This window comes from Streptococcus sp. UBA632 (assembly GCF_002300045.1).
GTDB classification, from domain to species: Bacteria; Bacillota; Bacilli; order Lactobacillales; family Streptococcaceae; genus Streptococcus; species Streptococcus alactolyticus.
Genome location: NZ_DBPA01000033.1, coordinates 1 through 23,714, shown reverse-complemented (window position 1 = coordinate 23,714; position 23,714 = coordinate 1). Strand labels below are relative to the sequence as shown.

The 23,714-nt window shown below is 41.6% G+C and carries 23 protein-coding genes and 2 pseudogenes; 2 read left to right on the top strand and 23 right to left on the bottom strand.

Annotation, left to right across the window (positions count from 1 at the left end; translation table 11 throughout):
- The 3 genes from B3473_RS04250 to B3473_RS04240 all read right to left on the bottom strand — a co-directional run.
- Nucleotides 1–1,318, bottom strand: a 1,318-nt coding sequence (locus tag B3473_RS04250; RefSeq protein WP_293675040.1) for a 6-phospho-beta-glucosidase, incomplete at its 3' end; no start/stop codon positions are given.
- Nucleotides 1,319–1,421: 103 nt separating this feature from the next.
- On the bottom strand, nucleotides 1,422–2,996 hold the full coding sequence (locus B3473_RS04245; RefSeq protein ID WP_154455002.1) for an ABC1 kinase family protein: 1,575 nt from the start codon (nucleotides 2,994–2,996) through the stop codon (nucleotides 1,422–1,424).
- A 9-nt stretch (nucleotides 2,997–3,005) separates the two neighbouring features.
- Nucleotides 3,006–3,302: a phasin family protein gene (locus tag B3473_RS04240; protein ID WP_154455001.1), complete on the bottom strand. Its 297-nt coding sequence runs from the start codon at nucleotides 3,300–3,302 to the stop codon at nucleotides 3,006–3,008.
- A gap of 161 nt (nucleotides 3,303–3,463) precedes the next feature.
- Between B3473_RS04240 and B3473_RS04235 the strand changes: the two genes are divergently transcribed.
- Nucleotides 3,464–4,333, top strand: a complete 870-nt coding sequence (locus tag B3473_RS04235) for an AraC family transcriptional regulator (protein ID WP_235280741.1) — start codon at nucleotides 3,464–3,466, stop codon at nucleotides 4,331–4,333.
- A gap of 49 nt (nucleotides 4,334–4,382) precedes the next feature.
- On the opposite strand, the pseudogene B3473_RS07370 reads toward B3473_RS04235, so the two are convergent.
- The 20 genes and pseudogenes from B3473_RS07370 to B3473_RS04120 form a co-directional block, all read right to left on the bottom strand.
- Nucleotides 4,383–5,656: pseudogene (locus B3473_RS07370) on the bottom strand (glucose PTS transporter subunit IIA); the annotation flags it as partial.
- 45 nt (nucleotides 5,657–5,701) lie between these two features.
- Nucleotides 5,702–5,850, bottom strand: a pseudogene (locus B3473_RS04210) (CAT RNA binding domain-containing protein); the annotation flags it as partial.
- 78 nt (nucleotides 5,851–5,928) lie between these two features.
- A complete protein-coding gene (locus tag B3473_RS04205) occupies nucleotides 5,929–7,461 on the bottom strand; it encodes a ClC family H(+)/Cl(-) exchange transporter (protein ID WP_154454999.1) in 1,533 nt (510 codons plus the stop codon).
- 136 nt (nucleotides 7,462–7,597) lie between these two features.
- On the bottom strand, nucleotides 7,598–8,671 hold the full coding sequence (locus B3473_RS04200; RefSeq protein WP_168260845.1) for an ABC transporter substrate-binding protein: 1,074 nt from the start codon (nucleotides 8,669–8,671) through the stop codon (nucleotides 7,598–7,600).
- Entirely contained in the window at nucleotides 8,664–9,452 is a 789-nt protein-coding gene (locus B3473_RS04195) for an ABC transporter permease (protein WP_154454997.1), read from the bottom strand. The genes B3473_RS04200 and B3473_RS04195 overlap by 8 nt, the downstream gene beginning before the upstream one ends.
- Complete coding sequence (locus B3473_RS04190) at nucleotides 9,449–10,243, bottom strand: ABC transporter permease (protein ID WP_154454996.1); 795 nt, start codon at nucleotides 10,241–10,243, stop codon at nucleotides 9,449–9,451. The genes B3473_RS04195 and B3473_RS04190 overlap by 4 nt, the downstream gene beginning before the upstream one ends.
- The gene (locus B3473_RS04185; protein WP_154454995.1) at nucleotides 10,227–11,381 is read right to left on the bottom strand and encodes an ABC transporter ATP-binding protein; all 1,155 of its coding nucleotides are present in this window, start codon (nucleotides 11,379–11,381) and stop codon (nucleotides 10,227–10,229) included. Before B3473_RS04185 ends, B3473_RS04190 begins: the two co-directional genes overlap by 17 nt.
- Entirely contained in the window at nucleotides 11,378–12,310 is a 933-nt protein-coding gene (murB, locus tag B3473_RS04180) for a UDP-N-acetylmuramate dehydrogenase (RefSeq protein ID WP_235280738.1), read from the bottom strand. The genes B3473_RS04185 and murB overlap by 4 nt, the downstream gene beginning before the upstream one ends.
- Before the next feature lie 125 nt (nucleotides 12,311–12,435).
- Nucleotides 12,436–12,918 (bottom strand): 2-amino-4-hydroxy-6-hydroxymethyldihydropteridine diphosphokinase, encoded by a 483-nt coding sequence (gene folK / locus B3473_RS04175; protein ID WP_293675025.1) that lies wholly within the window; start codon nucleotides 12,916–12,918, stop codon nucleotides 12,436–12,438.
- The gene (gene folB, locus B3473_RS04170) at nucleotides 12,915–13,277 is read right to left on the bottom strand and encodes a dihydroneopterin aldolase (RefSeq protein WP_168260849.1); all 363 of its coding nucleotides are present in this window, start codon (nucleotides 13,275–13,277) and stop codon (nucleotides 12,915–12,917) included. The genes folK and folB overlap by 4 nt, the downstream gene beginning before the upstream one ends.
- 48 nt (nucleotides 13,278–13,325) lie before the next feature.
- The gene (gene folP / locus B3473_RS04165) at nucleotides 13,326–14,126 is read right to left on the bottom strand and encodes a dihydropteroate synthase (protein ID WP_235280737.1); all 801 of its coding nucleotides are present in this window, start codon (nucleotides 14,124–14,126) and stop codon (nucleotides 13,326–13,328) included.
- Between the two features lie 28 nt (nucleotides 14,127–14,154).
- On the bottom strand, nucleotides 14,155–14,718 hold the full coding sequence (gene folE, locus B3473_RS04160; protein WP_154454991.1) for a GTP cyclohydrolase I FolE: 564 nt from the start codon (nucleotides 14,716–14,718) through the stop codon (nucleotides 14,155–14,157).
- Nucleotides 14,719–14,900: 182 nt separating this feature from the next.
- Nucleotides 14,901–16,154 (bottom strand): bifunctional folylpolyglutamate synthase/dihydrofolate synthase, encoded by a 1,254-nt coding sequence (locus B3473_RS04155; protein ID WP_269725824.1) that lies wholly within the window; start codon nucleotides 16,152–16,154, stop codon nucleotides 14,901–14,903.
- Nucleotides 16,155–16,168: 14 nt separating this feature from the next.
- Nucleotides 16,169–16,387: a hypothetical protein gene (locus tag B3473_RS04150; protein WP_239472543.1), complete on the bottom strand. Its 219-nt coding sequence runs from the start codon at nucleotides 16,385–16,387 to the stop codon at nucleotides 16,169–16,171.
- A 305-nt stretch (nucleotides 16,388–16,692) separates the two neighbouring features.
- Complete coding sequence (locus B3473_RS04145; protein ID WP_264879439.1) at nucleotides 16,693–17,574, bottom strand: cysteine ABC transporter substrate-binding protein; 882 nt, start codon at nucleotides 17,572–17,574, stop codon at nucleotides 16,693–16,695.
- A gap of 19 nt (nucleotides 17,575–17,593) precedes the next feature.
- Nucleotides 17,594–18,343, bottom strand: coding sequence for an amino acid ABC transporter ATP-binding protein (locus B3473_RS04140; RefSeq protein ID WP_269725823.1), 750 nt, complete (start codon nucleotides 18,341–18,343; stop codon nucleotides 17,594–17,596).
- 5 nt (nucleotides 18,344–18,348) lie between these two features.
- The gene (locus tag B3473_RS04135; RefSeq protein ID WP_235280733.1) at nucleotides 18,349–19,026 is read right to left on the bottom strand and encodes an amino acid ABC transporter permease; all 678 of its coding nucleotides are present in this window, start codon (nucleotides 19,024–19,026) and stop codon (nucleotides 18,349–18,351) included.
- Complete coding sequence (locus B3473_RS04130) at nucleotides 18,986–19,669, bottom strand: amino acid ABC transporter permease (protein ID WP_154454986.1); 684 nt, start codon at nucleotides 19,667–19,669, stop codon at nucleotides 18,986–18,988. Before B3473_RS04130 ends, B3473_RS04135 begins: the two co-directional genes overlap by 41 nt.
- Before the next feature lie 212 nt (nucleotides 19,670–19,881).
- Nucleotides 19,882–20,742 carry a homoserine kinase gene (gene thrB, locus B3473_RS04125; protein ID WP_154454985.1) on the bottom strand — a complete coding sequence of 287 codons (861 nt, stop codon included), beginning with the start codon at nucleotides 20,740–20,742 and terminating at the stop codon, nucleotides 19,882–19,884.
- Between the two features lie 5 nt (nucleotides 20,743–20,747).
- Nucleotides 20,748–22,034 (bottom strand): homoserine dehydrogenase, encoded by a 1,287-nt coding sequence (locus B3473_RS04120; RefSeq protein ID WP_235280732.1) that lies wholly within the window; start codon nucleotides 22,032–22,034, stop codon nucleotides 20,748–20,750.
- 197 nt (nucleotides 22,035–22,231) lie between these two features.
- Here B3473_RS04120 and B3473_RS04115 point away from each other — a divergent pair, with 197 nt between their 5' ends.
- On the top strand, nucleotides 22,232–23,152 hold the full coding sequence (locus B3473_RS04115; RefSeq protein WP_293675006.1) for a polysaccharide deacetylase family protein: 921 nt from the start codon (nucleotides 22,232–22,234) through the stop codon (nucleotides 23,150–23,152).
- The last annotated feature ends 562 nt before the right edge of the window (nucleotides 23,153–23,714 follow it).

Here is a 23,714-nt window from a genome sequence, read left to right as displayed (position 1 = left end):
AACGTTTCCGCATTTCACCTGTTCCTGCTGAAACAAGGTCAATACAGCCCCAAGGCGTGTACCCAATCAAATCAACACCATCTTCATCAATAGCTTTCATCATTTCCTTAATGTGAGCGCCAAGGTAGGCAATACGGTAATCATCATGCACCATACCGTCTTCCTCCACTTGGTCAATGGCACCAAAACCATTTTCAACGATAAATAAAGGCAAGTGGTACATATCAGTGAACCAATTCAGGCTATAACGCAGTCCTTCTGGGTCAATTTGCCAATCCCACTCAGATGCTTCTACATACGGATTGCGGATTAAATCTTCTGTTTCCAAGTAGTCAAAATGCGGATTATTTTCACGGTGAGCATCAATCGCAAAAGACATATAGTATGAAAAACCGATATAATCAACGGTCCCATTCATCAAATCATCCAAATCTTGCTCGGTAATGTCAATGTCAATACCTTTGCGTTCCCAGTATTTAAGAATGTGATTTGGATAAAAACCATGAACATGAACGTCCGCAAAATAATAGCGCTTTTCCATAGCTTTTTGTGCCATTAGGATATCTTTGGGATTGCAGGTTGCTGGATAAATCGGACACATAGCAATCATACAACCAATTTGAAAGTCAGGGTTAATCTCATGCCCAATTTTTACCACACACGCTGACGCAACCAATTCATAGTGCGCCGCTTGATACATGATGGCTTCACGGTCATAACCTTCTTTATAGACGATACCTGAGTTGGTAAATGGTGCAAAATCTTCTTGGTAATTGGCTTGGTTATTGATTTCATTGAAGGTCATCCAATATTTAACCTTGTCTTTGTAACGACGGAAGCACGTTTCTGCGAACCTCACAAAGAAATCAATTACTTTGCGATTGGTAAAACCGCCATAAGCCTTAACCAGATGAAATGGCAATTCAAAGTGTGACAAGGTCACAACAGGCTCAATACCGTGTTTCAAGCATTCATCAAATAAATCATCGTAAAACTGCAAACCAGCTTCATTTGGCTCTAACTCATCACCATTTGGAAAAATACGTGTCCACGCAATTGATGTTCGGAAACATTTAAATCCCATTTCCGCAAATAAAGCGATATCTTCCTTGTAATGATGGTAAAAATCAATGGCTTCGTGGTTAGGGTAATATTTGCCTTCCACCACTCCGTCAGTGATTTCACGCGCAACGCCGTGACGCCCTGCTGTCATCACGTCCGCAACGCTCAAGCCCTTGCCACCTTCTTGCCATCCGCCTTCTAGCTGATGAGCAGCAACGGCTCCGCCCCATAAAAAGTTATCTGGTAATTTTGACATGTTAGAACCTCCTTGTTTTCTACTCTTTCATTATAGCAATCGCTTTCAAAAATCAACATAGAAAAAATTTCCTAACCAATTAGGAAATTTTTAAAAACCATTTTCATTTTTTCTTTTTCAAGATAAGGACAAGGTCCCACAAAAATAATATAGCGGACAAGCTAAACAAAGCCGTTGACAAGCCTTGGCGCTGAGGATTAAAACTTAAAATGGTCGCCGCAAGCAGAGTTCCTGTAAAGAGCAAGCCCACCACAAAACGATTGACCATTTGATTAATCACCAATATCCGCTTTTTGTAATCATAAATATCGTGATTGATTAAAATACGCCCATTTAACACTTGTTCCAAAAGCTGATTTAGACGACGCGGAATGTTCTTGCCATTTTTTAATTGATAAAAGAGCTCAATCAACAAGGTTTCTTTATTGAGGGCTTGTTTGAGCATATCAGGCCCCATATTTTCCAAAAAGTAATTCTTTGATAAGGTCATCAGGTCAACATCTGGGGCCAATTCTCTGAAAATCCCTTCAATTTGAAGGCTGGCTTTTTCCAAAATGGTAATCTTGGGCGATGCTTTCAAATCGTTTTTGACAAACACATCTAGCAAATCTTCTATCAAATCAGTCAGGGATAGATTGCCCAAATCCAAATTAGAATATTTAGCCAACATCCGCTCCACATCTTGAGCCAAATCGGTTTTGCTGAGGGTGGAATCAAAGCTAGTCACCGCCAAAATTCCTTGCATCATGCCCTCAACATCTTGAGCCGTAAAACTATACAAAATATCGTTGAGCGCCACGCGCATATCATTTTCCAGTTGGCCGATGATCCCAAAGTCAATGAAATAGATTTTGCCTTCAGAAATCAGCAGATTTCCTGGGTGAGGGTCACCATGAAAGTACCCGTCCTTAAAGACTTGCTTGATAAAGCTTAACATCAGCTTTTTACCAATGTCCTCTAAATCATAGCCCGCCTTTACCAACTCATCATAATGATTGATGGGAATGCCTTCAACGTATTCCTCCACTAGCATACGAGGCGTTGTGTAGGAATCAAATAAACGGGGCGTAGCAATGCAGGCAACTGATTTGTTTAAGTCAGAAAAGGTCTGAATGGCCTGCGCTTCATTGCGAAAATCAATCTCTCTACTTAGACTCTCTTTTAATTGTTCAAAGACCTCCCCAAAATTCACCATGGGCAAAATGCCTTTGGGAATAAAACGCGACAATCGAATCAGAAGGTTGAGATCCTCATTAATGATTTCAGGCAAATGCGGCCGCTGGATTTTGATAACCACTTGTTGCCCATCAACCAAGGTCGCACGCACTGTTTGTGCCACCGAACCACTGGCTAGTGGTGTTGTGCCAATCTCTGCAAAAACTTCTGACATTGGCACAGGTAACTCTGCCTTGATAGCAGCCAACATTTCCTCTTGCGGCAGCGGAATGACATCATTTTGAAGCTTGCTGAGTTCTTTGATGTAAACATCTGGCAAAAGGTCACTTCTAGTGGAGAGAATTTGCCCGATTTTGATAAAACTAGGGCCCAGTTTCTCAAAAGCAAGGCGCAGTTTTCGTGGTGTGGACTTGTCTTTTAAGGGCTTTCCTTTTTCTTTTAAGGTTGTGAGGCCAACTGCACTAAAGACTCCTATAATTTCTCTTAGGCGCTTATTCGACATAAACTGTCCTTACTCTTTGTCGTCATCGTTTGGTGCCTTGGTCAATAAGGCATCTAATTTTTCTTCTAGACGCGCGATATCTGCCTTAGTGGCGTATTGCACAGGTTTTGTTTTGACGTCTAATTGCGTCAACAAATCTTCAGCTTGGTCTCTACTCTTGCGTTTTAATTCGGTTTGAAGTTCTTTGCCTTCATCAACGGTTAAACGTCCCTTTTGCACCAAATCCTTAACAAAAGTATCTGCTTTTTCTAAGGTCATAGATGTTAATCCAATACCAGCCAATAATACATTTTTCAATTCATTCATGATACTTCCTCCTTACATCATGTGACAATACATCTTATACCCCTTTATTTTACTACTTTTAAAGCAAAATAGCTAAGGGGACCACTGTTCAAATCTGTTATCTCTTTCGTTTTTTGTTATAATGATCATATAATACTATCATATGATTAAGGTGTTTGACTATGACAACTAATTCAGAACACAAGTCCTTACTTCCTTACGACTATTATCGAACGGTCGTGGAGTCAGGACGTCCAGATATTTTATTTCATTGGCATCCCGAAATAGAAATCAATTACATTTATGAGGGGTCAGCTCGTTTTCATATTGACTACGATTATTTTGACAGTCAGGCAGGTGATATTATCCTCATCCGTCCAAATGGTATGCACTCTATTCATCCTTTGGAAAATCAAACCCATGTGACGGATACTTTCCGCTTTCATTTGGATATGATTGGCCATTCAACAGTTGACCATGTCAGCATTCGTTACTTGCAACCCTTGCAATCCAGTCTTTACCAATTTGTTCCGCGGATTCAACCAGGCATGGGAGGCTATGATGAGATTAAACGTTGTTTGTTTACCATTTTTGAGCTGTCTGCCAATAAAGACCGCCATTTTGAACTCTCTCTCAAATCAAAAATCAACGAATTTCTTTATCTCTTGTTTTACCATCATTATGTTGTTCAAAAAACGACAGATGATGCCTATCGTAAAAACGAGCAAATTCGTCAGTTGATTGACCACATCAACCACAATTACCAAAAGAATTTGTCTATTGATTACCTCTCTCATTTTATGGGGTATAGCAAGAGCCATTTCATGACCCTTTTCAAGCAACAAACAGGGGTTTCTTGTACTGAATTTGTCATTCAAGTACGACTCAATAAGGCCAGTGAATTGCTCATCAACACATCGCATTCTATTTTAGATATCGCGACGGATGTCGGCTTTAATAATCTGTCTAATTTTAACCGCCAATTCAAGCGTTATTACCAATTAACCCCAAGTCAATACCGTAAAAAATTCACGCATTCTCACAAATCGTGACACCAAAAAACGCATGATACTCAATCATGCTTTTTGTTTTGCTCTATTTTTAAGCTAGTGCCGTTAGGAGGTAATCACCAGCTATTACCGTTGCATCTTGTGTGGTTAGCACATAACTGAAGTCTGTCGAATTGGTAACGATAATCGGTGAGATAACTGGTAAAGCCTGCCTGCATCGCGGATGGCTTTCAAATCAAAATCTAGTAAGTTTTTACCAGCTTGAACCTTATCCCCTGCTTTGACAAAGGTTGTAAAGCCTTTACCATCAAGAAAAACCATATCCATACCTACGTGAATGAGCAATTCGACACTGCTTTCTGTGCGTAGGCCAACGGGCGTGTTCTGTTGGGAAGACAAGAGTGACTTCACCATCAACAGGCGATGATACGATACCGTCTGCTGGGTCAATGGCAATACCTTTACCCATCGCACCTGTCGCAAAAACTTCATCTGGCACATCTTCAAGTTTCACTACTTTCCCTGTCATTGGGCTAGCAATGCTTTCTTGTTGGAATTCTTTCAAGTTATGGACTGGTTCAACCACAGCTTGTGTCTTTTCTTCTTTTGGTTAGCCGTAAAGGTATGGTACTAGAACAAACATTTGGATAGTGAAGGCAAGAACAATGGCAATCACTGAAAGTCTAATCATAATCCACATATCAAACATATCACCCATTTCTGACTTAATATAAGCTGGATATTGGAAGATTCCAAATACTCTAGTGCTATAGCTATACACTTTGAAGAATATTTCCAAAGCACCGGCAATACCTAAAACGAAATATGAGATGAAGAACGATGTTTCATTGGAAGCGTCACACCATAATTATCCGGTTCGGTTACACCAAAAACTGATGAAATGAAGGCTGGCATTGAAATCGTGCGAACTTTTGGTTCTTTGGTTTTAAGAATAATCGCTTCAAGAACACCTGTTTGAGTGAAGTTTGGCAGACATGATCCAAAAGAATAGCAAGAATAACCATTTATAGTAATGTTCATGATAGCAAGTGAAACAAGAGCCTAGTGCAAACCAAACATAACCAATACTTGCCACAATGCTCCCAAGAAGAAACCATAAAGAACTGAGTTGAAGTTCAAAATTGTTTGGAATCCTAGAGATAGCCAGTCCGTTAGGAGATTAGCAATCGGACCAACCACTAGGAAGGTTAAAAGAGCAGTGACAATAATTGTCAAAAATGGTACCACAAAGAGTTTGACCAGATCAGGCCTGATGTTCTTAATGCCTTTTTCAATCATTGATGCCAACCAAACTGCTAAAATACTTGACATAACAGTTGATAGGTAAGCCCCTGATGATGACAATTCCAAATAAAACCGTGTTAATTCATCACTAGCCCCTTCATTTCACAAAACAAAAGTCTTTTCAATCAAAAGAGGGGCAATAGCATCGCCCGTTTTTTCTGAAAACCAAGCCCCTTTCCCATAACAATGAGTTCTTCATCCTGGTCATTTTTCGCCAAAACCACATTGTTATTATAAACTTTGATAATGTTCATATCAGAAACAATCCTTTTTCTCCATTTATTGTATCAAAAATTACAAAGAAAGAAAAAAGAGCGCCATCATTTTACAAACTACATCAGTAAGGATCTTATTTTGCCGATATCTGGCTCATTGACCACAAGGAAAATGGTATCTCCAGCATTTAAGCGCGTGCTTCCTGACACAACTTCAGAATGTTGGTCACGAATTTGCATAGTAATCAGCACATTTTTAGGAAGAACCAAATCTCTGACATACTTGCCAGCAATTTTATCTGAAACGGTCAAAGACACCAACGTTGGCTCAATGACTTCTCTATCCTCTAAAATCGGTAATTTAGCTAACAAGGCTTCGTAGATAGGTTCCCCTTTCATGACATCCATGACGATATAAGCCACAATGCTCACCACAGCAATTGGCATGAGTTGACGAAAATCACCAACCATTTCAGTCACCAACACCATGGCTGTCAGCGGAGCTTTGGAAATGGCTCCAAAATAACCTGACATTCCCATCACAAGAAATAAAACGAGGTAATTGTCCGCATAAAGTCCCAAGCCTTGACCAACCAGACCAAAACCAAAGCCTAAAATAGCACCCAAGGTCAAGACTGGTAAGAAAATACCACCTGGCAAGCCGCTAGAATAACTAAAAGTACTCCACACAAAGCGAATGACAAAATAAAGACAGACAGCGGTCAAGGTCAAGTGACTACTTGGCAAAGACGTGATTAAACCATTTCCCCCACCCAGCAATTGTGGGTAGAAATAACCGATAGGAATAATGAGAAAGACCGCAAAAACACTGTAAAAAGCACTTGGAATTGGAATGAATTTGGCTAAATAACGGTAGAACAAATCGCCATTTAGAGTGACTTTTTCATAAACATAACCCAAAACACCTAAGATAATTCCTAGCAATAAAATCAGCCAATAATAACGCAAGGGCAAGACAGGCAAGCGGTCTGACATATAAAGCACAGGCTTCAAGCCAAAGAAATTCATGGAAATAAAGTTAGCAGCTAGGCTGGCAACCAAGGCACTAATCCAAATCCAGCGCGAAAATTGATGGTAAACTTCTTCTACAACAAACATCAATCCAGCCACGGGGGCATTGAAAGCAGCAGACAAACCAGCTGCCGCACCACTAGCAATCAAGACACGTTCTTCTAGACGCCCAGCCTTAAAATACCGCCCGATACCTTTTCCTGCCATAGCACCAAGCTGAATACTAGGTCCTTCACGCCCAAGCAAAAATCCCATTGAAATGGCTAGTACACCTCCAAAGAATTTTTTCCAAAGAACAGACCACCAGTTAGGGTGCAACAAACCTTTCAATTCAGCTTCAACGTGTTGAACCCCTGAACCTTTAATATTGGGGTCAGATTGGATGAAAAAGCCAATGATAGTTACAACAACCAGACTTAATCCAAATAAGATCAGCAACAAACTAGGCTGCTGGTGGGACAATTCGTAAAGGTGTACCACTTTTTTCAAACTGAGCTCAATTAAAAGGCGAAAAACACTGGCAATAGTCCCTGCCACACAGCCAACCAATAAGCCCCGCCATACAAAACTAAGAATGGACGATAGCGAAAATTGATACTCCTTATGATAACGATCCATACTAAACTCCTTTTCATGAAACAGTGTTTTCATAATTTTCCAATAGATTTCATACGCTGCTATTATACCATAAAACTTCTGCGGTATTTCGAGGGAATCAAAAAAAATTGAAGGGAAATCCCTTCAATCTGTCTGTTTACTTGCGGTACATTTTAAATTGTAAGTACAAGTCGTTGTAAATGCCTAGCCATTTTTGACCGAGGTTGTCATAAACTTGCAAGTGTGAAATGGTGTCTTCTGATGGATAGAAAGCCTTGTCATTTTTCACACTGTCAGGCAAAAGAGCCTTCGCGGCATTATTAGGCGTCGAATAACCAATGTACTCCGCATTTTGAGCAGCATTTTCAGGTCTTAACATGAAGTTGATAAAGGCATAAGCTTCGTCAATGTGCTTGGCTGTCTTTGGAATGACAAGGTTATCAAACCATAAGTTCGAGCCTTCGCTTGGCAAGACATAATGCAGGTGTTCATTCGAATCAAGCATTTCACTGGCTTCCCCTGAGAAAGTCACCCCAATGGCGGCATCGCCATTAATCATGTAGCCCTTCATCTCATCTCCCACAATCGCCTTGACATTGGGTGTCAGCGCAGCTAATTTTTGCGAAGCTGCCTCCAATTCAGGCAATGATTTGGTGTTCAAGCTATAACCCAAAGCACCAAGTCCAATTCCCATCACCTCGCGCGCTCCATCAACCAGCATAATATCGTTAGCATATTCAGGATTCCAAAGGTCTGTCCAATGTTCAGGCGGATTATCTACCATGGTATCATTGTAAACAATCCCTAGCGTTCCCCAAAAATAGGGAATGGAATAATCGTTATTTTTGTCAAAACCAAGATTGAGAAATTCCTTGCCGATATTATCCAAGCCAACAATCTTTGATTTGTCCAGCTTGTTGAGCAGGTTTTCTTTTTTCAATTTGTCAATCATGTAATCAGAAGGCACGGCAATGTCATAAGTTGTTCCGCCCTGCTTGATTTTTGTGTACATGGATTCATTGGAATCAAAGGTTTCGTATTGGATTTCGATACCTGTTTCTTTGGTGAATTTGGTAATCAACTCAGGGTCAATGTAATCCCCCCAGTTATAGATAACCAGCTTGTCTGATTGACTGGTTGAGCTAGTACTTCTTTTCATGTAAATCGAAGCCCCAAACAAAACACCCGTAATTACGAGCACTCCCACGATAAACGAGTATAATCTACGCATCTTTTTCCTCCTTATCTTGAGAAATAAAGTAATACCCTATAACAAGCAAGATACTAAAGAGAAAGACGACGGTTGATAGGGCATTGATTTCCAGGGAAATCCCACGGCGAGCCCGTGAATAAATCTCAACAGAAAGGGTTGAAAAACCATTTCCTGTCACAAAGAACGTCACCGCAAAATCATCAAGGGAATACGTAAACGCCATGAAGAAACCTGAAATAATCGCAGGTGTCAAATAAGGCAACATGACTTCTCGCAACATTTGCCAAGGCGTTGCCCCCAAATCATAAGCGGCATTAATCATGTCTGCATTCATTTCTTGCAAGCGTGGCAAAACCATCAGCACCACGATGGGAATAGAAAAGGCGATATGGCTCAGTAAAACCGTCATAAAGCCAAGATTGAAATGCAAAAGACTAGCCAGACAGGTAAATAGAATCAAAAAACTTGCCCCAATCATGACGTCTGGTGCCACCATCAAAATGTTATTCAATGATAACAAGGCTTGCTGGTGTTTGCGGCGGGCTTGGTAAATAAAAATCGCACCAAATGTTCCAATTGCTGTCGCCAAAATAGAACTGAGAAAGGCTAAGAAAAAGGTTTGCACGAGAATTAACATCAAGCGGCTATCTGCAAACATGGTGCGGTAATGCTCCAAGGTAAAGCCCGTAAACCCATTCATGTCCCCACCTTCATTAAAGGAATAAAAAATGAGGTAGGCAATCGGAATGTATAAGATAATAAAGACTAAAGTCAGATAAAGATTTGCAAATTTTTTCATTTTCTTCTCTCCTTAGTCACCCACATGGTCGCAATCATGGCGATAATTAAAATTACCCCAATGGTTGAACCCATGCCCCAGTTTTGAGTGGTCAAAAAGTGTTGTTCAATCGCAGTTCCTAGTGTAATCACTCGATTTCCCCCAATCAAGCGTGTCAGCATGAACAAGCTAAGACTCGGGATAAAGACTGATTGCACCCCACTTCGCACCCCATTTAAGGATAAAGGCAGCGTGACTTTTAAAAAGGTCTGCCATTCATTTGCCCCTAAGTCACGGCTAGCATGAATAAGGTTTTGGTCAATGTCGTCAAGAGCATTGAAAATAGGCAAAATCATAAAGGGAATTTCGATGTAAGAAGCGACGAAAATAAATGAAAAATCGGTAAACAAAATCTGTTTAGGACCAATACCAATAAAGGTTAAAAAGTTATTGACCCCACCTTGTTGCCCAAAAATCCCCATGAACGTATAGGCTTTCAGCAACAAATTAATCCAGGTCGGTAAGACAACCAGCATCAAAAAGAGGTGCTTATGTTTCAAACGGGTTAAAAAATAGGCCGTTGGGTAAGAAATCACCAAAGTCACCAAAGTGATGATGGCAGCATACAAAATGGAATTAAAACTCATGCGCAGGTAAGTCCATGAGCTAAAAAAAGTTTCATAATTGGCTAGAGTGAAATGACCTTGGATGTCAAAAAAAGATTGCCAAAGAATCATAACCACAGGTGCAATGACAAAAAGCCCCAGCCAAAGCAAGTAGGTCACCGAGAAGAAACTAGTGTTTTTCTTCATTGCGTTCCTCCTCGATGGCATGAATCAAACCGTCTTCATGCTCTTCCACTTCAGCGTACTCTTCGATACGTGCGTCAAATTCTTCCTCAGTTTCATTCAGACGCATGATGTGGATGTCCTCTGGTGTGAAATCCAGTCCGATGACCTCTCCTTCAATCGCTTTGCGGGTTGAATGAATCATCCATTCATTGCCTAAATCGTCATGAGCGATGATTTCATAATGCACCCCACGAAAGAGTTGCGTATCCACTTTCACTTGCAATTTACCTTCTTCAGGCATGGTAATTTGCAAATCTTCAGGACGAATGACCACCTCAACAGGCTCGTTAGGACGCATACCACCGTCAACAGCTTCAAAGCGTTTGCCGTTGAATTCTACCAAGTAATCTTCAATCATGGTAGCTGGCAAAATATTAGACTCACCGATAAAGGTCGCAACGAAGTGGTTGATGGGCTCATCGTAAATATCAACTGGCGTTCCTGATTGAACAATTTCCCCCTCATTCATGACAAAAATCCAATCTGACATGGCAAGCGCTTCTTCTTGGTCGTGTGTCACAAAGACAAACGTGATACCCAATCGTTGCTGCAATTCACGCAGTTCGTATTGCATTTCCGTTCGCAATTTCAAATCAAGGGCAGACAGGGGTTCATCAAGTAAGACCACGCGTGGTTCGTTGATAATAGCGCGTGCAATCGCGACACGTTGGCGTTGCCCACCTGAGAGTTTTTGAATTTGACGTTTGCCAAATCCATCCAAACGCACCATTTTAAGAGCTTCTTCTACACGGCGCTCAATCTCTTTTTTGTCCACTTTTTTGAGTTTCAGCGGAAAAGCGACGTTTTCAAAAACAGTCATGTGTGGAAAAAGGGCATAATTTTGGAAAACGGTGTGCACATCACGCTTATTGATTGGGACATCGTTGATGCGCTGACCGTCTAGGTAAACATCCCCTGTCGTGACATCCAGCAAACCAGCGATAATATTTAAAATCGTTGATTTACCAGAACCTGAAGCACCAAGAAGGGTGTAGAATTTCCCTTCTTCTAGCGTAAAGTTAATATCTTTTAAAACGACAGTGCCATTGTCTTCAAATACTTTTGATACATTTTTAAATTCAATAATTGGATTAGTCAATTCTCATAAATCCTCCTGAGGGCTTCTTTACTGTTTTTTTCACCAATAATACGAACTTCACGTTCCAAGCGAACACCAGATGTCTGCTCCACTTTGTCAATCACATAGGCAATGAGGTCCTCGTAATCCTGAGCAGTACCGTCAGCAACATTGACCATAAAGCCAGCGTGCTTTTTGCTGACTTCAACGCCACCGATACGATGTCCTTTTAGACCAGCTTCGCTAATCAATTGCCCTGCAAAATGACCGACGGGACGTTTGAAAACCGAACCGCATGACGGGTATTCCAACGGTTGCTTTAATTCACGCAAATGGGTCAAACGTTGCATTTCTTGTTCAATCAAGTGGAAATCCCCTGGTTTGAGAGCGAATTTTGCTGAAATCACCACCGCTCCGCTATCTTGCACCGCAGAATGACGGTAACCAAATGCCATATCACGCGCAGCGATAGTTTCAATCGAACCATCTTTATTGAGAACTTTGGCTGAAACCAAGATATGCGAAATCTCTCCGCCGTAAGCACCTGCATTCATGAAAACCGCACCACCAACGCTACCTGGAATACCGCAAGCAAATTCAAAACCTGTCAAACTGTGGAATTTAGCGATATGAGTCGTTTCAATTAGGTTGGCACCTGCTTCGGCTTCGATAACATAACCATTGACCGTCACGGTATTTAGCTTGTCAAACATAATCACAAAACCACGGATACCGCCATCTCTGACAATGATATTGCTGGCATTTCCAAGGACCATCCAAGGAATGTCATGCGCATTGGCATAATCGACAATGCGTGACAATTCATAGCGGTTGCGCGGAAAGGCAAGGTAATCTGCTGGACCACCCACCTTGGTATAAGTGTATTTTTTCAAAGGTTCATTGACACGAATATCAATGCCTTCTAATTCATTTTCTAAAAAATCTAACATGTTTTTTCCAATTCTAACTCTTTAATAACAAATAAGGCTGTTTGAGTTGTCTGATTCTTATTTGCATGACTAAAAAACGGCATAAAGCCGATTTTCATTATAGCACAAAAACGGCTGTTTGACGATCATTTCCAAGGAACTTTTCGAACTTCTTGCGCCTCTAACTTTCCTAGATAAAAAACCAGATCTTTACCATCAAGCAAAAGGTTTGGCGCAATCTCAGCCAAGGGTACTAAAACAAAGGAACGCTCAGTCATATAAGGATGCGGAAGGGTCAATTCTTCCGTTTTTTGCTTTTCATTGCCATAGATAAGAATATCGATGTCAATGGTCCGAGGCCCCCAATGCTCATGCCGCACACGGTCAAGGTCCCTTTCAATGGTCTGACAAGCCTGCAAGAAGACTTGAGGCGATAAAGACGTGTCTAGTTCGCAACAGATATTCAAAAAATCGTCTTGATCTGTCTTCCCCCAAGCGGCTGTTTCGTAGAGTGAAGACACAGCCGTCACCCTTGTTTGCTCTAATTGTCTCAGAGCCTCCACCGCGGCAGATAAATAGGCTTCTCTATCACCAATATTACTGCCCAAACTCAAGTACACACGGGTCATACACGTTTCCTCTCTAAAGCAATGCCCACGGCATCATAATGCCCATTGATAGGGGGATTATCTTTGAAAATCTCAATGGAAATGGCTTGAACCAAGGGAAATTGGTCAAAAATGTCTTGGCAAATAGCTCCCGCCAAACGCTCTAGCAAGGCATAACGCTTTTCTTCCACTTGTTTTTTGATAGCGTCAAAGACCAAACCATAATGCACCGTGTCTTCTAAAGCATCCGATTGCGATGCTTGTTGCAAATCAACTGACAAGGTACAATTCACACGAAAAATCTGACCCAAAACCTGTTCTTCAGCCAAGGCACCATGATAACCGTAAAAACGGCAGCCGTTTAAATAAATCTTATCCATATCACCACAAGAAAGCCACTTGTCTGCTTTCCTTGTCTGTCACTCCCTTCACACTAACTGGCTAATCACTCGAACCAAATCACGATTAAGGTCAACATTGTGAACACGAACCATTTGACAACCCTTGGCAATTGCCCACGCTGATAGCGCAGCCGTTCCCATATCACGCTCACTGGCCAAAGTCCCTCCGCCCAGCAAATAATCTACCGTGCGTTTTCGTGAAATACCAAAAAGAACAGGAAAGCCCAGCTGGCAAACCTTGTCCAAGCCCTTTAATAGTTCGACATTTTGCTGCTCATTTTTAGCAAAACCAAAACCTGGATCCAACCAAATACACTCCGCAGGAACGCCAGCTTCCAGAGCAGCTTGAGCACGCTGACTCAAAAAATCACAAACGTCTTGGGTAATGTCTTGATAGCTTTCCTCTTTTTGATTGTGCATCAGCATAATGGGCACCTTTTTTTCAGCTGTCAAAGCCAGCATATCTCCATCGTAAAGCCCAGCCCAAACGTCATTTAAAATATCAGCACCAGCTTCTAGAGCCGCACGCGCCGTCTGGGTTTTATAGGTATCGATGCTTACCAAAACGTCAAAACGTTCCTTGAGGGCTTTGATAACAGGGACCACGCGATGGATTTCTTCCTCAGCGTCTACAAAACTAGCTCCTGGACGAGTGGATTCGCCGCCGACATCAATCACTTGCGCCCCTGCTGCAATCATTTGCTCCGCTTGCTTGAGCGCCTTTTCAACCGTGATATAAGATCCGCCATCTGAAAACGAATCTGGAGTAACATTGAGCACTCCCATAATGCAAGCTTTTGCATCGAGCTCGTGTGTACCAATTTTCATCTTATCTCCCTTGTGTGATCACTTGCTACTATTTGCCCAAAATCAAAGACAAGATTTCATTTCGCTCATCTCGATTGTCTTTGAAAATCCCTTTAGCAACGGTTGTGACTGTTTTGCTGCCTGGTTTTTTAATGCCGCGCATGGTCATGCACATATGCTCTGCTTCTACCATGACAAATACCCCTTTTGGCTGCAAGGCTTCTTCCAGCGCCGTAGCCACTTGGTCTGTCAAACGTTCTTGCAATTGTGGGCGTTTGCTGGCAACCTCGACCGCACGCGCCAACTTGCTTAAACCAGTCACTCGGCCGTCACTCGGTAAATAAGCCACGTGAGCTTTTCCATAAAAAGGCACCAAATGGTGTTCACACATGGAATAAAAAGGAATATCTTTGACCAAGACAATCTCGTCGTGATTTTCTGAAAAAACGGCGGTAAACTGGTCTTTCGGGTCCTCATGCAAACCTGAGAACATTTCTTGGTACATTTTCGCAACACGCTTTGGTGTATCCAACAACCCCTCACGCTCTGGATTTTCACCCAAGGCCTCCAACAATTGATAAACGGCTGATTCAAGTTTTTCTTGCTTTGACATACTTATTTCAATCTTTTTTATTTCCTACTATTATATCACAAAATACAACAGTTTATTTTTATCATTTCCTAACTTTTCCGAAAATTTTCGGATAAATCTTACAAAAAACACCCTCCAGAAGGGTGTGCTAATTTTCAGACTATTTATCCAAAAGCAGGTGTTTTTGATGATTTATCTATAACCTAATTGACCTCTTTTGACAAAAGCACTGGGCGGACCTGTGAGATGAAGTAGAGTGACCCTGTTATGAGGTAAAAATCCTCTTGACTATCGAGATTGATTTGGGCAAGCCAATCTTGCCAGTGCGCCACTTTGCGGTACTGCTCAGGGTAACGCTCCAAGGCCAAGGCATTAGGGTACTCAAAAGTCGTTACCTCAACAGTTGCCACTTGGCTCAGCAGCTCCAGCATCGAATCCACTGGTTTGGTGTCAATAGCAGCAAATAAAATATGAATCGTCTTGTCTTTATAGGCTTCCATGACCTTAACCAGAGCCGCTACGCTTTCATTATTATGGGCGCCGTCAATCATGACATTTGGAAAGAGTAACTCGGTACGTCCGACCCAGTGAGTGGTTTCCAAGCCTTTTTTGATAATAGGATTAGTCACATTTGGGTATTGCTCTTGCAGTAAAAGCGCGGTGGTAATCGCAAGGCTAGCATTGCTCATTTGATGATAACCTGGCATAGCGAGGTGGATATTGTCGATAGCCGCTAACCCACGGTAATCAAAAGCCTTATCGTGAACGTTGATAATAAAGTCCTTTTGGCATTCATAGGTGTGACTGTGACAAGCTGCCGCTTTTTCCATGAAAACCTTACGAACATCCTCACGCTCTGTTGCAAAAACAAAAGGCACTTTTTCTTTCAAGACACCAACTTTTTGCTCCGCAATAGCCGCGTAAGTCTGCCCTAAAATGGCTTGATGGTCCAAACCAATCGATGGGCAGACCACAGCCAAGGCCTTAAAAACATTGGTCGAATCGTAAAGTCCACCCATCCCTGCTTCAATAATGGCAATGTCAACAGGGTGTATATGCCCAAAATATTCAAACATTAAAACAGTAATGACTTCAAATTCTGTGGCAGGCTCCAAATCCGTTTCCAAGGGCAAACGCTCGACCACAGGACGCACCCGCTCAACCAACTCAAGAAAATCTGGCTGCGATATCATCTGCCCATTTAGGCTAATCCGTTCCCTAAAATCAAGGATATAAGGCGAGGTGAATGTTCCCACCTCATAGCTCGCTAACGAAAAGATATGCTGCAAATAACTTGTTACAGAGCCTTTGCCGTTAGTTCCCACCACATGCACGGCAGCTACTTTTTCTTGCGGATTGCCCAGCTCTTGCAACATCCAAGCCATCCGCTCCAAACCAGGCTTAATGCCAAATCTCAATTTCCCATGAATCCACGCCAACGCTTCTTGATAATCCATTTCCCATCCCCCAGTTAAATGTTTTTCAGGTCTTTTTCGCGCTCTGAAATGAGTTGTTTTAACTCTTCCAAATCTTCCGCAGTCGCCATAGTTCTGATAAAACCACGAGCGTTAGAGCGGCGATTTAAATAATTGCGGTGTGCTCTATTCTCGGGGCTCTTTTCAATCCAACGCTTAATCGCCTCTGCTTGCCCCTCTTTCGTTGCGTAAGCTTTTCTTTTATTCTTTTCCAATTTCATCCGCCTTTCTATTAATTTTCCTTGCGAACCATTCAACAACAATCGTTGCTGCAATAGTGACTATCATTATAATTACAAAAATAACAACAAGTATTTTTATCGATCGTCTCCTTATGATATGATAGGAGCAGTGGGAAAGCCGTTTGACTTTCTTTGCTACCTATTTTGATTTAGCGCTTGCTTCTTGTCTTGGGAAATTTAAAAGGCTTGCGCTTTTTGTGTTGCCTTATAATAGATGTAGCCATTATAACATACTGAGAGCCAAAAAAAGCCAGTGCTACTGGCTTTTTTGCATTCTTTTAGTTAACGACACCACCTTCAACTACTAAATCGTCTAGATTGGTGGTTTGGCCATAGACGGGTTCCAAGGTTTTTTGATAATCTTTGTGGAAGAATTGTTCATTGCCCAAAGATTTGATTTCATCATTTAACCAGTTGAGCAATTCGGTGTTGCCTTTTTGAACGGCAGGTGCGATGGTATCAATATCTCCTAAACTAGTGATACCGACTTGGTAGCCTTTATTTTCCAAAGCCCAAGCGAGCACTTCCGTATTGTCCGTTGATAAGGCATCTCCGCGACCGTCAAGAAGCGCTTGATAGGCTTCGCTGTATTGGTCGTATTTGAGCAATTTCACATCTGGATAATGTTCCTCAAAATAGGTTTCTGCCGTTGTCCCTTTGCCGACAATCAAGGTCTTACCTTTCAAATCATCCACTAACGAAATCAGGTTTTGACTAGGTGACACCACACCCAGCGCAACTTTCATGTAAGGCAAGGCAAAATCAACTTGTTTAGCACGTTCATCTGTCACCGTGAAATTAGCCAAAATCACATCCACTTTGGCAGACGTCAAGTATTCCACACGACTGGCTGGGTCCACTGCCACGTACTCGACATCCACACCCAAATCTTTGGCTAAACGATTGGCAAAATAAACATCGTAACCTTGATAAGCGCCCTTGTCATCTACATAACCAAACGGTTTTTTGTCGGAAAACACACCAATTCTAATCGTGCCACTTTTTTTAATCTCGTCTAAAGTTCTCGCCTTAGCCGTATTACCTGACGAACTGGCAGAAGATGCCGTTGAATCAGCATCGGAATTTGAGCAAGCTGCCAAACCAACAACAAACAAAGCCAGTAGGCCAATCACACCTAATAAACGTTTTACATTTCTCATAGCAAACTCCTTTTTATAATCAATCAGTGACTGTTGAAAAATCAAAGACACTTAAAAATTCTTGGGTACGTTGGGTTTTGGGATGGTTGAAAAAGGCTTTAGCGTCACCTTCTTCTACAATCGCTCCCTTTTCCAAAAACAAGACACGATCTGCCACAGCTTTGGCAAACTGCAACTCATGGGTCACGATAATCATGGTGTATCCCTCACGCGCCAATTCGCCGACCAATTCCAAGACTTCCCGCACCATTTCAGGGTCTAGTGAGGCCGTCACCTCGTCAAGCAAGAGAACTTCAGGATGCAATAACAAACTTCTAACAATAGCCACACGTTGCTGCTGCCCGCCTGATAATTCATGTGGCAAGCTATTTTCCTTTCCTGCCAAACCCACTCGTTCCAGCAAAGCAAGGGCTTCTGCCTCGACTTCTTTGCGGGGCCGCTTTTGCACTCGGACAGGTGCCAAAATCACGTTTTTCAGCACTGTCAAATGCGGAAATAAGTCGTAGGATTGAAAGACCATGCCAATTTTTTGACGAACAGCTGGCAATTGTTTGGGGTGTTCTAAAATAGCTTCGCCGTTTAAACGCACCTGCCCTGATTGAATGGGTTCCAGACCGTTTAAGCAGCGCAGCAAGGTTGATTTGCCACACCCAGACGGTCCTAAAATCACCAAAACTTCACCTTTCCCAACGGAAAAAGACAAGTGGTCAAGCACTGTTTGCTCGCCATAATCCTTCGTTATATCCTGAATGTCTAAAATTGCTGTCACTAGAGTCACTCCTTCCAACGCTTTTCTAAATAACCAGATAATCTTGAAATCGGGAAACAGACCGCGAAATACAAGAAAAAGATCAAGCCATAAACCCAAATGGCGGTGCTGGGAACCGTTAAACGATTGGCCTCAATAATCTGTTGCCCGACCTTGACCACTTCTACCGCCCCAATCAGCACGATCAAGGAAGTGGTTTTGATCATCCGCGTCATCAAATTGACCGCTTGGGGCAATAATCGCCGTAAGATTTGCGGGATAATCACATGAATGAGCAATTGTCCCTTGCTCAACCCCAAAGCCAAACCACTCTCAAATTGGTGTTTGGGTAAGGAAAGTAGAGCACCCCTGACCAAATCGCCCATTTCAGCCGTTCCCCACATGGAAAAGACAATCACCGCCGCCACTTCACTGGATAAATTGATATTAAAAGTGCGTGCCAAACCAAAATAAACCAAAAACAAGAGAACTAACTGGGGCATGATGCGAATGAATTCCAAATACATGTGAGAAGCAATACGCACCACGCGAAAGCGAGAAATCAAAAGAAAACCAAAGAAAAACCCAAGCACAAGAGAAATTACAATAGAAATCAAGGCAATGTTAATCGTGACCAGCAAGCCTTGAAGCAAACGCCATACATTATTCCCCTGAAAAAGTACGTGCAATCCCGAAACCTGCATGGTTCAACCTCCTTTCCAACCATTTGGCTGCTAAAGGCAAGGGCAACAAAACCACCAAATAAGCCAGTACCAACATCAACAAAGCCTCGTCTGTCTTATAATACAAGCCAATCAAATCTTTAGTGACATACATCAAGTCAGCTAAAGCAACAATGGAGAAAACAGACGTTTCTTTGATTAAGAAAATGACATTGGCGACAAGTGAGGGGAATGCAACGGCCAACGATTGCGGAAAAATGACATAACTAAAATTCTGTAAAGGTGTTAATCCGATACTCAATCCCACTTCGTATTGCCTAGCAGAAACGGCTTCTAAGCCTGAACGGAAAGATTCTGCCATGTAAGACCCACCCAGAAAAATCAAGCCTACAATAGCACAGGTTTCAGGTTCAAGCATCACACCAATCTTTGGCAATCCAAAATACAAAAAATACAGTTGAATCAAAAGAGGCGTATTGCGTGACAATTCAACGTAAGCCTTGCAAATCGTATTCAAAATCGGAACGTGATAATAGCGTATAAGACTGATGACAAAGCCCAACGCAATAGCTCCCAAAATACCAAACAAAGCCAGCCGAACTGTTAACACCAAAGCTTCTTGGTATAGGGGAATATTTGCAACAATAAACGACCAATCTAACATAGCACCCCTCCAAATCGTATAAAAGTATTATAAAAGAATAAGACCTAATCGTGTACTCTAAATTTTTTATGGTTGGGTATAAGTCTTTTTTATGACAAAATACGCTATACGCCGCGTTTTTTAGACAAAACAAAAAAACACCCTAACCATTAGACAAGACGTCCAATCGTTAAGGTGTGTGTTTTAATATCACTTTGATTAAAATAATGGAATTATTCTATCACAAGCCCTTGAGGGTCAATGTTTAAAGATACAACTTCACCATCCAACTGAAGAGCTATTAAACACTCAAAAATGGCTGTTTCTTTATCTTTGGGCGCCAAGACCATGATAGTTGGCCCAGCTCCTGATAAATAAGTGGCATAGGCACCAAGTTCATGGGCCGCTGCTTTTATTGGCGCAAATTCCTTCACCAATTGTTGGCGGAAACGCTCATGGAAAAGGTCAGCTTCAATGGCCTTACCTGCCGTCACCAAATCACCTGTCAAAAGTGCCGCAAGTGCTACATTGGCAATGGAAGAAGCGGATACGGCCTCTTTATAAGCAAATTCACTTGGCAAGACACGGCGGCTATCGCTGGTTTTCAATTCATAATTAGGAATGAAAGCAATCAGAGCCGTTTCAGGGAATTTGGCCACAACATGGCTAACCTTGCCATCAACGTACGATGACACCACCAATTGCCCAAAAATAGCTGGCGCAACATTATCAGGATGCCCTTCTTCTTTAGTAGCAATAGCCAACATCTCTTCTTTTGACAAATGCAATTGCCCCAATTCATTAGCCAAGGCAATCCCTGCCACGATAACCGATGACGATGACCCCAGACCTCTGGCCAAAGGAACATCAGACACCATTTTCACACGGTGCGGCCTTAATTCAGAGCACACACTCAAAGCCGTCGCAATCAAAAGATTGTTCTCATCGTTAGGAACACCGTCCAAGTCATGCAAGACCTCCCATTTCTCAGAAGGCTCTAAAACCTCAATAGTTAAATACTTGGATACCGCAATCCCCACCGAATCAAAACCTGGGCCCAAATTGGCCGAAGTCGCTGGTACAGTAATTTTCATATAGTTTATTCCCCTAATACTTTCAATGTATTAAGCACTTGGAAATCGTCAATAGCTTCCAACTTAGCTGTAACAGATGCCAATTGGGTTTGGCTCATGGCGTGCGTGATAATGACCACACGTGCACGTGTGCCATTCGCTTTTTGTTGAAGTACTTGCTCAAATGAGATATCTTCCGCATTGAAAATTTCAGCTAAACGCAGTAATTGCCCCTTCTTATCAGGCGTGTTAATCGCAAAGTAATAAAGGCTCTTCACATCTGCTGGGTCAGCCATCTTGGTTTCACGCTCAAATTCATTAAATGGTTTGCCAACATTACCGTCTTTGATACGACGTGCAATGCGAATAATATCAGCCGTAACAGAGGTTGCTGTTGGTTTTTGACCCGCACCAGGTCCATAGTACATCGACTCCCCGATACCGATAGATTCCACAAAAACAGCATTCATAACATCGTTGACACTAGCCAATGGGTGTGTTTTTGGCAAGAAGGTTGGTGACACTTCTGCGGACAAACCTGAAGCAACTTCACGGATATCACCCACCAATTTAATCACATAACCCAATTCTTGAGCCACTGCCACATCGTCAGGAGTGATGTTGGTAATGCCTTTATGAGCCACATCATCAAAATCAATGGTCATTCCAAAACCAAATTGACTTAAAATGACAGCTTTGTAAGCCGCGTCAATCCCTTCCACGTCATTTGTTGGGTCACTTTCAGCATATCCTAATTCTTGAGCTGTTTTAAGAGCATCCTCATAAGTCCAACCTTCATCCACCATTTTGGTCATCATGAAATTAGACGTTCCATTAAGCACGCCCAAAATACGTGTGATTTTATCTGAAGTCAATGAATTGGCAAGGGTACGCAAAATTGGAATTCCCCCAGCAACTGCTGCTTCATAATAAAAGGCAACTTCCTTGTCTTTTGCCAATTGAATCAACTCTTTCCCATGGGTCGCCACCAAATCTTTATTGGCTGTTACCACATGCTTGCCTGCCTCAAGGGCTCTTGTGATAAAGGTACGAGCTGGCTCAATGCGTCCCATCAATTCAACCACAATTGCAATGCTTTCATCGTTTAAAATATCATCAATATTTGTCACAAAATGATAATCGTGACCTGCTGCTCTTAAACGATTTTTTTCCTCGTCATCTCTCACCAAAACTTTAGCGATTTCAATGGTGTCATGAGCTGCCTCTACAATTTTTGAATGGTTTTCTTCCAGCAAAAACGGCACTCCGCTAGCAACCGTACCAAATCCAAGTAAAGCAATTTTTAATGACATCGTCTCCTCCTTCATTTGAGAAAAACTCTCTAAAATAAACACATTTCTTACATTATACCACAAAATTATTCAGAATTTACAGAAAAATAGCTTTCATTAAAAATAGCCGTCATTTTTCAGAAAAGCTTCCATTTTAAGCCAAAAAAATAGTAGAATAGAAGTAAACGAATGATTTGACAAGGAGATTTTATTACATTATGGAAAAACGAAGCCATCGCCACAGACGCCAAAAGAAGAAACCAACTGTCCTTATTTGGTTTTTCTTAGCATTTGCTTGTGTTATCGCTGGAGTCGCCATCTTTTTTATAGCAAAACCTAACCACGCAACAAAACAAGCACAAGATGTCATAAAACAAGAAAGCACTGTGATTGCTGTTAGCAGTACTTCTTCATCGACCACTTCCCAAGAAAGCAGTGAAGTGGACTGGGTCAAGCAAGACACGGCCATCCATTTCCCGATTCTCATGTACCACGCCATCCACGTCATGGCGCCTGAAGAAAGTGCTAACGCCAACCTCATCGTTGACCCGACCACTTTTGAAAGCCACATTCAACGCCTGTCAAACGAAGGCTACTACTTCCTAACGCCTGAGGAAGTCCACAAGGTTTTAACTGAAAATGTACTTCCAAATGGCAATCAAAAAATTATCTGGCTAACTTTTGATGACAGCTTGTGGGATTTTTATGATAATGCCTACCCTATTTTACAAAAATACCAAGTCAAGGCAACCAATAATGTGATCACTAGTACAGTTGGTAACCAAGCCAATTTATCTCTTGATGAAATGCTTGAAATGAAGAACAACGGTATGTCTTTCCAAGACCACACAGTGACTCATCCTGATTTATCTGCCACAGACAGTTCTACGCAAACAACCGAAATGAAGGATTCCAAACAGTATCTCGACGATTCCTTGAATCAAGACACCATTGCTATCGCTTACCCTGCTGGACGTTATTCTGACACAACCTTACAAATTGCAGAAAATCTAGATTACAAACTTGGGGTAACCACCAACGAAGGACTCGCAAGCGCCGACAATGGACTGCTGTCACTCAACCGCATACGTATTCTACCAACAACTACTGCAGATAGCATAATGGCAACCATTAATTAACTAAAAGTACCCTATCCAAAGGGTGCTTTTACTGCTTATGATCTTTAAACATACTACAAAGCAAAAACATCAGATGCCCCAAGAAAATCGCTATCCATAAATAAACAAAGACCATGTTCAAAGTCATTATATTATAAATGATTGCAACAAGGTAAATGAGCAAGCAGAGAAATTGCCGACGATAAGAAGAGTACTTTTGCATATTGGTCACCTCATGACACAGAAACGGATGGCATCAACCGATATATCCTATACTTATAAGACTAGCACTAGCAATTAAAATAAAGCTTAAAACATCTCATAAGAAAACGTTAACTATCATCCACCCTAAGGGAATATTTGGGTATTACATAAGAAGAAAAAAGGCAAAAAGAGATATAAAAGTAGCTATTTTTAAATGTTTTCTTTCTTGCTTTTCCTAGTATTTTTTAAAGTTTTTGGACAAATTTTGGACAAAAAAGCACCCAAAATGGGTGCAATTTGTAAGATAAAAAAGTACCTAGATAAGAGGTACTTATAGTATAACATAATTTATTAGATAAGCTCAAGAGCAGATTTTTTT

What these genes read in the sequence shown, in the direction of transcription:
- B3473_RS04235 (WP_235280741.1), top strand. Translation starts at nt 3,464, where the DNA reads ATGACAACTAATTCAGAACACAAGTCCTTACTTCCTTACGACTATTAT.
- thrB (WP_154454985.1), bottom strand. Translation starts at nt 20,742, where the DNA reads ATGAAAATTACTGTACCAGCGACTTCGGCCAATTTGGGCCCAGGTTTT.
- B3473_RS04245 (WP_154455002.1), bottom strand. Translation starts at nt 2,996, where the DNA reads ATGTCGAATAAGCGCCTAAGAGAAATTATAGGAGTCTTTAGTGCAGTT.
- B3473_RS04240 (WP_154455001.1), bottom strand. Translation starts at nt 3,302, where the DNA reads ATGAATGAATTGAAAAATGTATTATTGGCTGGTATTGGATTAACATCT.
- B3473_RS04200 (WP_168260845.1), bottom strand. Translation starts at nt 8,671, where the DNA reads ATGCGTAGATTATACTCGTTTATCGTGGGAGTGCTCGTAATTACGGGT.
- B3473_RS04155 (WP_269725824.1), bottom strand. Translation starts at nt 16,154, where the DNA reads ATGGATTATCAAGAAGCGTTGGCGTGGATTCATGGGAAATTGAGATTT.
- folB (WP_168260849.1), bottom strand. Translation starts at nt 13,277, where the DNA reads ATGGATAAGATTTATTTAAACGGCTGCCGTTTTTACGGTTATCATGGT.
- B3473_RS04205 (WP_154454999.1), bottom strand. Translation starts at nt 7,461, where the DNA reads ATGGATCGTTATCATAAGGAGTATCAATTTTCGCTATCGTCCATTCTT.
- murB (WP_235280738.1), bottom strand. Translation starts at nt 12,310, where the DNA reads ATGTTAGATTTTTTAGAAAATGAATTAGAAGGCATTGATATTCGTGTC.
- B3473_RS04120 (WP_235280732.1), bottom strand. Translation starts at nt 22,034, where the DNA reads ATGTCATTAAAAATTGCTTTACTTGGATTTGGTACGGTTGCTAGCGGA.
- folE (WP_154454991.1), bottom strand. Translation starts at nt 14,718, where the DNA reads ATGTCAAAGCAAGAAAAACTTGAATCAGCCGTTTATCAATTGTTGGAG.
- folP (WP_235280737.1), bottom strand. Translation starts at nt 14,126, where the DNA reads ATGAAAATTGGTACACACGAGCTCGATGCAAAAGCTTGCATTATGGGA.
- B3473_RS04115 (WP_293675006.1), top strand. Translation starts at nt 22,232, where the DNA reads ATGGAAAAACGAAGCCATCGCCACAGACGCCAAAAGAAGAAACCAACT.
- B3473_RS04135 (WP_235280733.1), bottom strand. Translation starts at nt 19,026, where the DNA reads ATGCAGGTTTCGGGATTGCACGTACTTTTTCAGGGGAATAATGTATGG.
- B3473_RS04190 (WP_154454996.1), bottom strand. Translation starts at nt 10,243, where the DNA reads ATGAAGAAAAACACTAGTTTCTTCTCGGTGACCTACTTGCTTTGGCTG.
- B3473_RS04195 (WP_154454997.1), bottom strand. Translation starts at nt 9,452, where the DNA reads ATGAAAAAATTTGCAAATCTTTATCTGACTTTAGTCTTTATTATCTTA.
- folK (WP_293675025.1), bottom strand. Translation starts at nt 12,918, where the DNA reads ATGACCCGTGTGTACTTGAGTTTGGGCAGTAATATTGGTGATAGAGAA.
- B3473_RS04145 (WP_264879439.1), bottom strand. Translation starts at nt 17,574, where the DNA reads ATGAGAAATGTAAAACGTTTATTAGGTGTGATTGGCCTACTGGCTTTG.
- B3473_RS04130 (WP_154454986.1), bottom strand. Translation starts at nt 19,669, where the DNA reads ATGTTAGATTGGTCGTTTATTGTTGCAAATATTCCCCTATACCAAGAA.